The following is a 12,293-nucleotide window of genomic DNA, read 5'->3' on the forward strand; positions in this document are numbered from 1 at the left end:
ATGGTTACCAGGCGTAGTTCAGGCGCAAGGTCCAGGTGTTCACATCGGGTGAGCCGGTACGTTCGGACACGGTGTCGGTGTAGGCGATCAGGCCACCGAACTGCGGCGAGAGCATGAAGCCCAGGCTGGCACCGACCAGGGTGTTGGCCTGCTTGTTGTCCTGGTTTTCGCCGTTGATGCGGGTTTCGCCGCCGAAGCTGTAGGTGGCGTCGAGGGAAGCCCACAGGCCGCGGTTGATGGTGTAGCTGTAGTGGCCTTCGACGGCATACAGCGGTTTCTGCTCCAGCTTGTTGTCGCCCAGGTAGTCGTCGTTGTCGCCGAACAGCGAAACCCAGGTGTTGACCTCCAGCCAGGTGGGGCCGATGGGGTGGCCGAAGCCGATTTCGGGTTTGACCACCCAGCGGTTGGCGCCGATGTTGATGACGCGGTTCTTGGCGTAGTCGCCATTGGGCACGGTGAGCCATACGGCGCCGGTCATGAAGGTTTCCGGGGTCCAGCTGGCGAACTCCTCGGCGGTCAGCGCCGGGCCGCCGAAGAAGTTGTGGGCGAACACGATCTGGGTGTCGCCCATGCCGCCGTTGTGCTTGGTGCCATTGAAGAAACGTGCATCGTCGAACGAGGCCGACACGTCGGCGTATGGCTGCACCAGCTGGATCGCGCTGTTGCGTCCGTCGATGCTGAACGAGCGCGCCAGGCGCAGGATGTAGAGGTCGGCATCCAGGGACAGGCCGTCGATGGGCAGGGCGGTGTCGATCGGGGTGTTGGTGTCGATGCGGTTGTAGTAGCCGAACACCATGTTCAGGTCGATCGGGATGTTCTGCCAGTCACGCGCGTTGTCGGCCTGCACCAGCAGCGGCGCGCCACTGAGCACGAGCACCGGCAGGTAACGCAGGACAGGTCGGGTATGCATGGTGGTGCTCCTTCAATTGAACGCACAGGGTGCTGGCTGCCGGAGGGTCCGGTCGTGGGCTGGCTACTTGCCGAAGGTCACGTTGAGGCCGGCGAACACGGTGAACTGCGGCAGGCCGTCACCTTTCTTTTCCACTGTCCACTGCGGCTCGATGAAGGCGTTGAGGATGTTGCTGCCGGCCTTCCAGGCCTTGCCCACGCCCAGCCCCAGCGGGATGTAGTGGGTGTCGTTCTTCAGGTCGAAGGTCCAGGTACCGGTGGAGCGCAGGTACCAGCCCTTGGGCAGGTTGTGGATGATGAAGGGCTGCAGGGTGGCGGTTTCGACGTGGGCGCGGTCATGGTCGCCGGCAAACGAGCTCTGGTACTGCACCAGCGCACCGAGCAGCCCGCGTGGCGAGGCGTCGATGGCCACCGCCGCCAGCCCCGCCTGCCACTTGCCGGTGCCCAGCTCGTCGTGCTCGGCAGTGGGGGCGGTGAGCTGCGGGCCGATGCCCAGCTGCACGCCTTCGGTCTTGAGCAGGAAGATGTCGAACAGGTTGAGGTCGCCGATGCCGGTGCTGTAGCCGCCGTGGGGGTCGGGTCGGGTGCTGATGGGCAGGGTGGCGCGCAGCAGTTGCGGTACCGGCAGCAGTTCGCCAGGGGCGACCGGCAGGGTGCCGCGCACCAGAAAATCGTTGGTATGCACGTTGCTGTCGTACACCGAGGGGGTGTAGTAGTCCTGCAGGTTCAGGCCCGGTGCCAGGTTGAGCGGGTTGTTGCTCTTGTTGGCGGTTTCGGCGTTGTCCGCCAGGGCGTGCTGCAGGAACAGCAGGGCGCAGGGCAGTACGAGACAAGTGGCGGTGGTCCTTTGCATGACGGTGGTGCCTGTTCAATATTGCGCTTCTGGGCAGGGGCCGGCCTTGCCAGCGAGGCAGGGGCCCCAGGGGGCGAATGGGCGCGTACGCTGGCGCCGGCACCACCGGCGACCACAGGGTCACTGATACTTGATGACGATGCCCTTGAGCTTGCGTCCGTCGATGGAGCGGATATCGCGGTCCCAGAGCGGGCCACTGACATAGGCCGAAACCGGCTGGATGCGGTCGTAGACCACCACGACGGCGTCGCCGCCGATACTGGCGGCCTGTTCGCGCAGCTTCTGCTCCACGTCAGTGATCGGTGGCGGCGGGGACACGCTGGCATCGACCACGATCTCGCCCAGGCGGACATGGGGGCGGGTCGGTTCGCTGCGCAGTACCTCGACCGTAGCCGCGGCGGTGGGCGAAGGATGGGGCGCCCCGACGTACTGTGTGGTGCGGGCATCGATGCTGCTGCAGCCCGCCAGCCCGGCCAGCACCAGGCCCAATGCAAGAACGCTCATGCAACGTGGTATCGACATGCTTCGACTCCGTCCGAAGTATTAATACGCTGTAACAACGTTCCAATGAAAATAGCCGCACTTGAGCGGGCCGCAAGTGACGGGCGGCGAAAGTGCGGGTTTGTTACCATCGCGTTCTTTTGGGTCGGGGCATGTCCCGACAACGCTCAGGAGTACGCAATGATCCTCACCACCACTGGCACTGTCGAAGGGCGCGAAGTCGCGGCCTACCTGGATGTAGTCAGCGCCGAATCGGTGCAGGGCATCAACGTGGTACGCGACATCTTCACCAGCTTTCGCGACTTTTTCGGCGGCCGTTCGCAAACCCTGGAAAGCGCCCTGAAAGAGGCGCGCATCCAGGCCACCGACGAAATCCGCCAGCGCGCCCGCAGCCTGCAGGCCGATGCAGTGATCGGCCTGGATTACGAAATCAGCATGCCGTCGGCCCGTGGCGGCATGGTGGTGGTGTTCGTCACCGGCACCGCGGTCAAACTCAGGTAGCCATAGGCCACTGGTCGGGTGTGACAATAAGTGACCAGGCAGTCTTCAAATGTCCGGCTAGTCTCTGAAAGCAACAGGTCACTATTTCCTAGGCATTCATCTGCGTGCCGGTAGTGATCCACAGCAGGGGAGCCGGGTATGAAGGAATCGTATTTCGAAGACGATGGTGACGAGTTTCCCATCAACAGCCAGGTGCGTTGCGGGCAAGCAGCGTTCCAGCTGGGGTTTGCCAACATGACCCTGGAAGACGCGCCGGTACGTGTGCGCTCCACGGTGCCACCGCGCAGCGAGCGCCGCCGGTTTCTGCCGGGCCTGCGCAAGAAGTAGCCACGACGCCGAAGAGGCCCCGCCATCCAGCCTGTGCTGCGGTGTGTGGGGCTTTTTCATGCAAGTTGTAGGCTATTTCGCAAACAGACGACCGGTACGCTGAATCTGCCGTTTTATGCGGCTTTCTTGACCTCGCTCAATGGGGCGACGGCTGTCGCTAGCCCCCTTGGCGGTTGTATGCCTTACTGTCGGTTCGAACGAACAAGGAGCAGTGCGATGCGCATCAGGGAAGAGACTTATTGGGCGTGGGCCGACTCTCAGCTGCACAGCCGCAGCCATGACGAAGAACTCAGCGATGGCACCAGCATCGACGTGCAGGTGCGGTTGTCGCGCACCGGGGCCACGCAGATGTTCCTGGGGGTGTACGGGCGCCGGGGCAAGGCGCTGTTCGAGGAGTACTACCCCTCGTGCCCGGGAGAAACCATGAGCCGTGCGCTGGTACGCGGCGTGGACCGGGCCCGGGCGTTGGCCACCGACGCCGTGCCGATGGAGCACCCGCGGTTTCGTCGTCAGGCCTGATGCCTGCGGTTACGCCCTGTCGTGGCGCACAGGGAATGTGCGCAGACGGTGGGGCGAGCCAGAGCCGCGATGAGGCGATAAGGCACGCATGAAAAAGGCGACCCGAAGGTCGCCTTTTTCAATTCGCCTGGCTCAGCACAGCCGGTCGATCACCTTCACGTCCTGGCGCTCGCGGATGGCGGGCCATTCCTGTTGCAGGGTCTCCAGCACCTTGGCGACAAACGCGGTGTCTGCCGCTGCCTTCTTGCCGACGTAGCCCTTGCCACGGCGGAACATCCTGAAACGGGCGCGCATTTCACGCTTCGCATCGATCGCCTCTTCGACAGTGTGCGGCGGCATCTTGTCGATGTGCACGTCACCTGTGGCACTGACCCACAGCAGGTGGTCATCGAGGCTGTCCTTGCGGGCAGCGAACAGCTGAGCCAATTGGTCGATGGTGGGTTGGTTGTTCAAGTTGATCATAAAGCCCCCTATTACCTATTCGTCGTTGGTGAGTTCAAACCTGCGCTACTTCATGTAGCGATCTACCAAGGCTGCTACAGCAGCGTCGCAACAGGGGCTTTCTTCACTCTGCCTTTTGGACAGTCCCTCTCCACGGACAGCCCGAAACCGCTCGAACTGTCTGGAACACCCTTTGCCAGCGCTCCCGATCAGGGAGACGGCCTCATCATGCAAGGGGCAACGAATGCCGTCAATAGGTTTTGTAGTGATTTTTTTTATTCACTACAAATGACCGGTCAGTCTTTTTCGAGCTTACGGGTCGCCGCGCCACAGGCTGTTGGAATGTCCTACAAAGCGCTCTGGTCAGGGCGTCTTGGCCATGTATTGACCCGGGTCAGCGCGTACCGGCCAGGCGCTGGGGATGATAGGGGCCTGTTTTGTTGCCAAAGAAGTCCTGCCCATGAGTACCCCCGCCAATCCTCCCGCAGCGCCTGGCGCTCAACCCCTGTTGCCCGTGGGCCTGCTGCTGGGCATCGTCGCGCTGGTCGGCGTGCTGCTGTTGCCGCTGCCGGCCGATCTGCCGGTGGCCGGTCACCGCGTGCTGGCGATCCTGGCCTTTGCGGTGGTGATCTGGATCACCGAGGCGGTGTCGTACGAAGCCAGTGCGATCATGATCACCTCGCTGCTAGCATTTTTGCTGGGCACCGCACCGACCCTTGCCGACCCGTCGGTGATCTACGGCTCGTCGGCAGCCGTGAGCATGGCCCTGACGGGCTTTGCCAACCCGGCATTGGCGCTGGTGGTGGGGGCCCTGTTCATCGCAGCGGCGATGACCCACACCGGGCTGGACCGGCGCATCGCGCTGGTCACGCTCAACCGTGTGGGCGTGAGCACCCGACGCATTCTGCTGGGGGCGATGGTGGTGATCATCCTGCTCAGCCTGGTGGTGCCCAGTGCCACGGCGCGCAGTGCCTGCGTGGTGCCGATCATGATGGGCGTGATCGCTGCGTTCGGCGTGAACAAGCGCTCCAACATCGCCGCCGGCATCATGATCATCGTGGCCCAGGGCACCAGCATCTGGAACATCGGCATCCAGACCGCAGCCGCGCAGAACCTGCTGACGGTCGGCTTCATGGACAAGATGCTCGGTGCACGGGTGTCATGGATCGACTGGCTGATCGCCGGGGCGCCGTGGGCGTTGATCATGTCGGTGGTGCTGATCGTGCTGGTGCTCAGGATGCTGCCCCCCGAGAGCGACAGCATTCCCGGCGGCAAGGCGGCGGTAGCCGAGCAGTTGCAGGCGCTGGGGCCGATGAGCGGGGCGCAGAAGCGTCTGCTGGGGGTGTCGCTGCTGTTGCTGCTGGCCTGGGCCACCGAGGGCAAGCTGCATCACTTCGACACCACCTCGACCACCTACGCCGGGTTGGTGCTGCTGTTGCTGCCGCGCTTCGGGGTGATGACCTGGAAGGATGTGCAGGCGCGTATTCCGTGGGGCACGGTGATCGTGTTCGGCGTCGGCATCAGCCTGGGCACCACCCTGTTGACCACCCAGGCCGGGCAATGGCTGGGCGGGCAGGTGGTGGCCAATACCGGGCTGGATCAATTGGGCACGCTGGGGGTGTTCTCGATTCTGGCGGCGTTTCTGATCGTGATCCACCTGGGCTTTGCCAGTGCCACGGCGCTGACCTCGGCGCTGCTGCCGATACTGATCGCGGTGCTGCAGACCTTGCCGGGGGATTTCAGCCGCCTGGGCATGACCATGGTGCTGGGGTTTGTGGTCAGCTACGGGTTCATCCTGCCGATCAACGCACCGCAGAACATGGTGTGCCTGGGTACCGAAACCTTCAACGCGCGGCAGTTTGCCAAGGTCGGGATCGTGGTGACGCTGGTGGGGTACGGGTTGATGCTGGTGTTCGCCGCAACATGGTGGCACTGGCTGGGCTGGATGTAGAGGGGCCGTTGCAAGCGGCAAGCGGCAAGCGAGGCCGAGCCAGCTTGCCGCTTGCAGCGATGCTCATCAGAAGTTCGCCGGGGTGTTGGCGCTGATGATCTCGGCTTCGTCCTGGCCGATGTTCTTGAAGCTGTGGGGCAGGGTGGTGGGGAAGTAGTAGCCGTCGCCGGAGTTCAGCACGCTGACCTGGCCGTCTACCCGCAACTCGATGGTGCCACGGGTCACCAGGCCGCATTCCTCGCCCTCGGTGTGCACGATCGGCTCTTCGCCGGAGTCGGCGCCGGGCGCATACAGCTCGCGCAGCATGCGCATCTGCCGACCTTCGACACTGGCGCCGACCAGCAGCATGCGCAAGCCACCACTGCCCAGGTCGGGCTGCTCGTTGGCGCGGAACACGAAGCGTTCTTCGCGCGGCGGTTCGTCGAAACTGAAGAACTCCGCCAACGACATCGGGATGCCTTCCAGCAGCTTTTTCAACGAGCTCACCGATGGGCTGACGCGGTTCTGCTCGATCTGTGAAATCGTCGAGTTGGTCAGGCCGCTGCGCCTGGCCAGCTCCCGTTGCGAGAGCTTGGTGCGTTCACGTACCAGTTTGAGTCGTGTCCCCGTGTCCATAGCCGCCTTGATGTCAAAAATAATGGGCGACGCATTAAAACACATTCCGTCGCCGAACCCGCCTACTGGCGTGCAGGCACCGGCCACAAGGCGATCAACAGCAGCAGCAAGGCGGCCATCAGGTACGGCAGGCGCGGGTCCAGGGCATAGATCAGGGTGCCGGCCAGCGGCCCGATCACCGTGCCCAGGGCCTGTGCCGCGCCCACAGAGCCTGCGGTCGCGCCCTGTTCACCGGCATCCACCGCGTTCGCCGCCAGCGCCTGGAACGCCGGGAACACCCAGCCCATGCCGGCCGCAGCGACGAAGTAGCACGCCCACAGCATGCCCACGCTGTCGGCCAGGGCGCCGCTGGCAAAACCCAGCGCACTGATGCAGCCGCCCACGCGGATCATGCGCAGCGGCGGCCATTGCAACTTGCTCACCAGCACCTGCGAGAAGATCAGCGCCGCACCCACCATGGTCAGGGCAATGCCCGCCGCCTGGGCGGCATCGGCAGGCGCCAGGCCCAGGCGGTCAAGGGCAAAGAAGCCTACGGTGATCTGCGCCAGCGACACGCACAGCATCGCCACGAAGGCCACCGTGAGCGGGCGAAGCAGGCGCGGGTCGGTCAGGCTGACGGGGCGGGGCGGTTGCCTCAGGTGCAGCTCCTGACCCTTGAGCTTGAACTGCAGTACCAGCAATGCCAGCAGTGGCAGCACCGACATCGCATAGAACGGCAGGCTCAGGCTGTGGCGCGCCAGCAGCGCGGCCAGTGCCGGGCCCATCACCAGGCCCACGGCGTTCGCCGCACCCAGCGAGGCCATGGCGCGGGCGCGCTGTTGCGGTTGCATGTTGTCGGCAATCAGCGCGGCGCAGCCGACCGGCAGGGCGGCATAGAACGCACCGATCAGGCCGCGGCCGATCACCAGTGCGGCAAAGGCCAGGGAGGTGGCCGGCAGGTAGCGCAGTGCGCCATCGATGAACAGGCACAGGGCCCAATAGGCCAGGGTGAACCCCGCGGTGCCCACCAGCAGCACCCGGCGGCGACCGAAGCGGTCGCTGGCCCGGCCCCAGGGGCGCGCCAGCAGCATCCACACCACCCCGGCTACCGTGACCGCCGCCCCCGCCTGCCAGGCTGCCAGGCCCAGCACGCGGGCGATGGGGCCGATCAGGGCGACGAAGGCCATCATCGCCATGGTGCAGGCCATGTTGACCACCATCAGCGGACGCAGGTCGAAGGCGGGGGTTTTGAGCAGCGGGGGTTGCTGGGCGGTGTTCATGGCTATCCAAGGCAGAGGAGCAAGGCGGCCATTGTGCCGCAGCTGTCCCCAAGGCTAAAGCCTGTAAACGATAGTAATAATCATTTAATTGACTTCAGCCTTGTTGCTGTGGGTTAGAAGTCGCCTTGCAGGGTCACCATCAGGTTGCGCGGCTCGCCATAGAAGTTGCCCCAGCCAGCGGCGCCGACGCTGCTGTAGTAGTGCTTGTCGAACAGGTTGTTGCCGTTGAGGGCCAGGCTCCAGTTGTCATCCAGGCGATAGCCGATGCGGGCGCTCCACAGGGCGTAGCCGGGCTGCACCATCTTGGTGTTGCGGTCCACGAAGTGGTTGGCACTCTGCGCGCTGACCCCGCCGCCCACGCTCCAGCGCTGCAGGGCGCCGTCCAGGTCGTAGTTGGTCCACACCCGCGCCATGTGCCTGGGCACGTAGCTGGCGGTGAAGGTGGCGTCCTGGCGGGTGTCGTCGATGCGCTTGAGGTATTCGACCTGGGTGTAGGTGTAGCCGGCCAGCACCTGCAGGCGCTCGATCAGTTCACCGCTCAGCTCGGCTTCGAAGCCCTGGGCGCGCACCTTGCCGCTGTCGGTGTAGCAGAAACCGTCGGACGACCCGCCGCATACCGTGTTGTAGTCAGCCTCGGCGCGACCCTGCTCGGTGTTGCGGAACAGGTTGAAGGCGCCATTGAGGCGACCCTGGTACCACTCGGCCTTGACCCCCACCTCATAGCTGGCACCGGTCTTGGGCTTGAGCGAGCTGCCGTCGGCCTTGGTGTAGGTGCTTTGCGGCTGGAAGATGTCGGCGTAGCTGGCGTAAACGGACCAGGTGTCGTCCAGGTCGTAGATCAACGCGGCGAACGGCGTCACCTGGCCGTTCTCCTGGCTGCGGTTGCGCTGCCAGTAGTCCCAGGCCTGGGTGTAGCTGTCGCTGCTGTTGCGGTACCAGCTGACGCGGCTGCCGAGTACGGCGGTGAGGGGCTCGGCCAGCTTCAGGCGCAGGGTGGCGTAGGTGCCGAACTGACGGGTGTCGGAGGTCACCGGAATCGGCCCGCCGCGGTAGGACTCCTTCTCGTAGACCGAGTCACCCGGCTTGGGGATGTGCGGGTTGGGGTTGAACGGGTTCTGGGTGACGCCGTACAGCTCGGTCAGGTTGATCAGTTCGTAGCGGTCGCGGCCCTTGGAGCGGCTGGCGTTGGCGCCGACGATGATCTCGTGCTCCAGGCCCCAGGCCTGGAAATGGCCGTCCAGGTTGGCGTCGAAGCCGTAGTCGTCCTGGTCGTAGTCGAACAGCCCGGAGTACAGCTTCGAGGCGCCCTGGGTACTGCCCACCGGCACGGTGCCTTCGCCCATGGCGTATTGCATGTTCTGGTCGTTGTGGGTGTACATCGAGGCGACCTTGAGCGCCCAGTCTGCGTTGAAACGGTGGGTGAGGTCGGCGAACAGGCTGGTTCGCTCGCTGTCCCAGTGGTTCCACGACGCGCCCAGGCAGGTGGAGCGCGACAGCTTCAGGTCGCTGCCGTCGCTGTAGCGCGGCAGGCCCTGCCAGCAGGGCTTGGCGTCGAGCTTTTCGTAGGCCAGGCCCAGGCCCAGGGTGGTGTCCTCGTTCAGGTCGTAGTCCAGTGCGCCGTACACCACCTGGTCTTCGCGCTCGCCGATGTCGTAGAAGTACTTGCGGTCCTGCTGGGCGACCACGGCGCGCCCGCGCAGGGTGCCGGCGTCGTTGAGCGGGCCGCCGGTGTCGACCTGGGCGCGGTAGTTGTCCCAGGTGCCGGCCGACAGCGTGACGTGGGTGGCGGCCTTGTCCTGGCCGCGCTTGCGAATGAAGTTGACCCCGCCGGCCGAGCTGCCGGCGCCTTTCATCATGCCGGCGGCGCCGCGCATGATCTCGACGCGGTCGTAATAGGCCATGTCGCTGGAGAAGCTGTTGGCCTGCACGTAGTTGCCGCCCACATCCAGCGGTACGCCGTCGTACTGGTACTGGCCGGCGATCATGAAGCCGCGCGAGTAGAAGTACTTGCCGCCCATGGGCGAGTCGTGAACGGTGATGCCGGGGGTTTTCTCCATCACCTGTTCGAGGCTGGTGAGGTTCTGTTCGTCCATCATCTTGCGCGTGATGACCGTGACCGACTGCGGGGTTTCGCGCAACGAATGCTGACCCTTGCCGATGCTGACGCTGCGCACGGTGTAGCTGTCGGTGCTGTCGCCGGTGCTGCTGGTGCGGGTGCCGTCGACATTGGTGGCGCCTAGTTCCAGGGCGCCGTTGCTGCTGGGGGCCGGGCGCAGCGAGTAGCTGCCGTCGCCTTGTGGGAAAGCTTGCAGCCCGCTGCCGGCCAGGATGCGGCCGAGGCCGTCGAGGGTGGCGTACTGGCCTTGCAGGCCGGGGCTCTGCTTGCCGCGGGTGAGGGCGGCGTCGTAGGACAGGTTGAGGCTGCTGGCGGCGGCGAAGGCGCCGAGCACGCTGGCCAGCGAACCGGCCGGAATGTTGTAGGCCGTGCGGCTGCTGCTGACTTCATCGGCCATCGCCGAGGGGGCTGGCAGCACGCTGGCGGCCATGGCGGCGGCCAGCAGGTGGGCGGGGAGCAGGCGGGGGGAACGGGGTGACATGGGGGCCTCGTCGGATGCAGAAGGGATGCGCGAAAGGGGGTGTTTCAGACAAGGCGGATGAGAATGAGAAAAGGTACCGCGGGGGGAGGAATTTTTTTTGCTGCATCAAACACTGCGCTGTGCAGGTCAAGAGCCGGCCAGACAAGGCCGGCGCCTACATCACCCGCACCCAGTACCGACCATGCCGCTCGATTCGCAAATCGAACGAGCGCGCCAGCGCCGACAGCGCTGCATCACTGTCGGTCAACGAGAAGTTGCCCGACACACGCTGCTCTGCCAGCTGCGGCGCATAGGTCAGCAACCCCGGCCGGTACCGCCCCAGCTCGTCGAGCAGATCACCCAGCCGCCAGTTCTCCACCACCAGTTGCCCCAGGCTCCACGCCGCCTGGGCCGCCGCCAGCTGCGGGCTATCCACCCACTGATCACTGAACCCGCACGCCTGCCCGCTCTCCAGGCGCTGCGCCTCCCCCAGCAAGGGGCTGACCCGCACCGCATGCTCGAACACCTCGACCTCGCTGCGCCCGGCCTGCTGCGCCACGCTGAAGCGCGTGCCCAACGCCTGCACCACACCCTGCGCGGTCTGCACCCGCAACGGCCGCTGCTGCACATCCTTGCCACTGGTAAGCAGGATCCGCCCGCGCACCAGCTGAATCAGCCGTTGCCGGCTGTCGAAGCGGATGTTCACCGCCGACGCCGTATCGAGCACCAGCTGGCTACCGTCGGCCAGGGTGACGCTGCGAATTTCACCCGTGCCACTGTGCACGTCCGCCAGCAACGCCTGCGCCGGAGTACTGCGGTAGCTGGCCCAGCCACCCAGCCCCAGCCCGGTCGCCAGCAGCAGCCCCTTGACCACGCCGCGGCGGGTCAGGCCCTGGGCTTCGGCACGCTTGAAGGCATCGAACGCCAGCCCACCCGGCACACTGGCCAGTTGCCCATGCAACTGCTCGACCCGGGCCCAGGCCCAGCCGTTCTGCGGGGCACTGTCCAACCATGCCCGCCAGGCCCGTTCCAGGCCGGGGCTGGCATCGCCGGCCATGCGCTGCACATGCCAGCGGGCGGCTTCCTTGAGCGCCTGGCGCTGCGCTTCGCGGTCGTTGCTCATGGCTGCTCGTCGAAGGCGAGCAGCAGGCAGCGCTCGGTGGTCTTGTACATGTACTTCTTCACCGAACTGAGCGAAACGCCCAGCGCCGTGGCGATTTCGCCATAGGTCATGCCCAGCCAGTTGGCCATCAGGAACGCCTGGCGCGCCTTGGCGCCGCACCCGGCCAGCAGGCGGTCGACTTCGCGCAGGGTCTCGAGAATCAGCAGGCGCTCTTCCAGCGAGATCTCCTCGTACACCGGCTGGGCGGCCAGGGCCTCGAGGTAGGCCTGTTCAAGCTTCTGGCGCCGGAAGTGGTCGATCATCACCCGCCGCGCCACGGTCGCCAGGTAGCTGCGCGGCTCGCGCAGCAGGCGCACCAGCTCCAGCGACTCGGACGAGGCGAGGATGCGCACGAAGGTGTCCTGCATCAGGTCGGCGGCGCGCTGCGGGCAGCTCAGGCGCCGGCGCAGCCAGTGCTGCAACCACAGGTGATGGTGCTGGTAGAGCTGGCCGACTTCGGCGTTGGCGGGTGAGGTGGGGGCGCTCATCCTGGCGACTTCCGGGGAAAAAGGATGCAGATGATAAGCATTCCCAAGAATGTTAGGAAGAGGGCAGGTGAAATAGCGCTGGGCGCATCGCGGGTCAAGCCCGCTCCCACGGGGTCTGCACCGTCCTGCAAGGCAGCGGTGTGCCTGTGGGAGCGGGCTTGCCCCGCGAAAGGGCCGCCACGCGGCCCCTT

13 protein-coding genes are annotated in these 12,293 nt (G+C 65.3%); 4 read left to right on the forward strand and 9 right to left on the reverse strand.

The window, feature by feature from the left end:
• Window positions 1-4: 4 nt before the first annotated feature.
• The 3 genes from ACPRTJ_RS19920 to ACPRTJ_RS19930 all read right to left on the reverse strand — a co-directional run bounded on the left by ACPRTJ_RS19920 (window position 5) and on the right by ACPRTJ_RS19930 (window position 2,266).
• On the reverse strand, window positions 5-910 hold the full coding sequence (locus ACPRTJ_RS19920; protein ID WP_043859780.1) for a transporter: 906 nt from the start codon (window positions 908-910) through the stop codon (window positions 5-7).
• Window positions 911-973: 63 nt separating this feature from the next.
• Window positions 974-1,762 (reverse strand): hypothetical protein, encoded by a 789-nt coding sequence (locus ACPRTJ_RS19925; protein ID WP_058541250.1) that lies wholly within the window; start codon window positions 1,760-1,762, stop codon window positions 974-976.
• Between the two features lie 120 nt (window positions 1,763-1,882).
• Window positions 1,883-2,266 (reverse strand): hypothetical protein, encoded by a 384-nt coding sequence (locus ACPRTJ_RS19930; RefSeq protein ID WP_370409155.1) that lies wholly within the window; start codon window positions 2,264-2,266, stop codon window positions 1,883-1,885.
• 177 nt (window positions 2,267-2,443) lie between these two features.
• Between ACPRTJ_RS19930 and ACPRTJ_RS19935 the strand changes: the two genes are divergently transcribed.
• The 3 genes from ACPRTJ_RS19935 (at window position 2,444) to ACPRTJ_RS19945 (ending at window position 3,610) form a co-directional block, all read left to right on the forward strand.
• Complete coding sequence (locus ACPRTJ_RS19935) at window positions 2,444-2,764, forward strand: YbjQ family protein (RefSeq protein WP_043859777.1); 321 nt, start codon at window positions 2,444-2,446, stop codon at window positions 2,762-2,764.
• A 138-nt stretch (window positions 2,765-2,902) separates the two neighbouring features.
• A complete protein-coding gene (locus ACPRTJ_RS19940; RefSeq protein ID WP_043859776.1) occupies window positions 2,903-3,091 on the forward strand; it encodes a hypothetical protein in 189 nt (62 codons plus the stop codon).
• A 216-nt stretch (window positions 3,092-3,307) separates the two neighbouring features.
• A complete protein-coding gene (locus ACPRTJ_RS19945) occupies window positions 3,308-3,610 on the forward strand; it encodes a hypothetical protein (RefSeq protein WP_043859775.1) in 303 nt (100 codons plus the stop codon).
• A gap of 132 nt (window positions 3,611-3,742) precedes the next feature.
• Here ACPRTJ_RS19945 and ACPRTJ_RS19950 read toward each other — a convergent pair whose 3' ends face one another.
• Complete coding sequence (locus ACPRTJ_RS19950; protein ID WP_043859774.1) at window positions 3,743-4,072, reverse strand: hypothetical protein; 330 nt, start codon at window positions 4,070-4,072, stop codon at window positions 3,743-3,745.
• 439 nt (window positions 4,073-4,511) lie between these two features.
• Here ACPRTJ_RS19950 and ACPRTJ_RS19955 point away from each other — a divergent pair, with 439 nt between their 5' ends.
• A complete protein-coding gene (locus tag ACPRTJ_RS19955) occupies window positions 4,512-6,002 on the forward strand; it encodes a DASS family sodium-coupled anion symporter (RefSeq protein ID WP_054915142.1) in 1,491 nt (496 codons plus the stop codon).
• Between the two features lie 66 nt (window positions 6,003-6,068).
• Here ACPRTJ_RS19955 and ACPRTJ_RS19960 read toward each other — a convergent pair whose 3' ends face one another.
• From ACPRTJ_RS19960 to ACPRTJ_RS19980, 5 genes are all read right to left on the reverse strand, one after another.
• Window positions 6,069-6,617: a cupin domain-containing protein gene (locus ACPRTJ_RS19960; protein WP_043859772.1), complete on the reverse strand. Its 549-nt coding sequence runs from the start codon at window positions 6,615-6,617 to the stop codon at window positions 6,069-6,071.
• A 62-nt stretch (window positions 6,618-6,679) separates the two neighbouring features.
• A complete protein-coding gene (locus ACPRTJ_RS19965; protein WP_058541248.1) occupies window positions 6,680-7,876 on the reverse strand; it encodes an MFS transporter in 1,197 nt (398 codons plus the stop codon).
• 113 nt (window positions 7,877-7,989) lie between these two features.
• The gene (locus tag ACPRTJ_RS19970; RefSeq protein WP_196932448.1) at window positions 7,990-10,473 is read right to left on the reverse strand and encodes a TonB-dependent siderophore receptor; all 2,484 of its coding nucleotides are present in this window, start codon (window positions 10,471-10,473) and stop codon (window positions 7,990-7,992) included.
• A 154-nt stretch (window positions 10,474-10,627) separates the two neighbouring features.
• A complete protein-coding gene (locus tag ACPRTJ_RS19975) occupies window positions 10,628-11,575 on the reverse strand; it encodes a FecR domain-containing protein (protein ID WP_426427232.1) in 948 nt (315 codons plus the stop codon).
• Window positions 11,572-12,102 (reverse strand): sigma-70 family RNA polymerase sigma factor, encoded by a 531-nt coding sequence (locus ACPRTJ_RS19980; protein WP_054915138.1) that lies wholly within the window; start codon window positions 12,100-12,102, stop codon window positions 11,572-11,574. The genes ACPRTJ_RS19975 and ACPRTJ_RS19980 overlap by 4 nt, the downstream gene beginning before the upstream one ends.
• Window positions 12,103-12,293 lie beyond the last annotated feature (191 nt).

Origin of the sequence: Pseudomonas palmensis (assembly GCF_049942755.1) — a bacterium.
Taxonomy (GTDB): Bacteria; Pseudomonadota; Gammaproteobacteria; order Pseudomonadales; family Pseudomonadaceae; genus Aquipseudomonas; species Aquipseudomonas palmensis.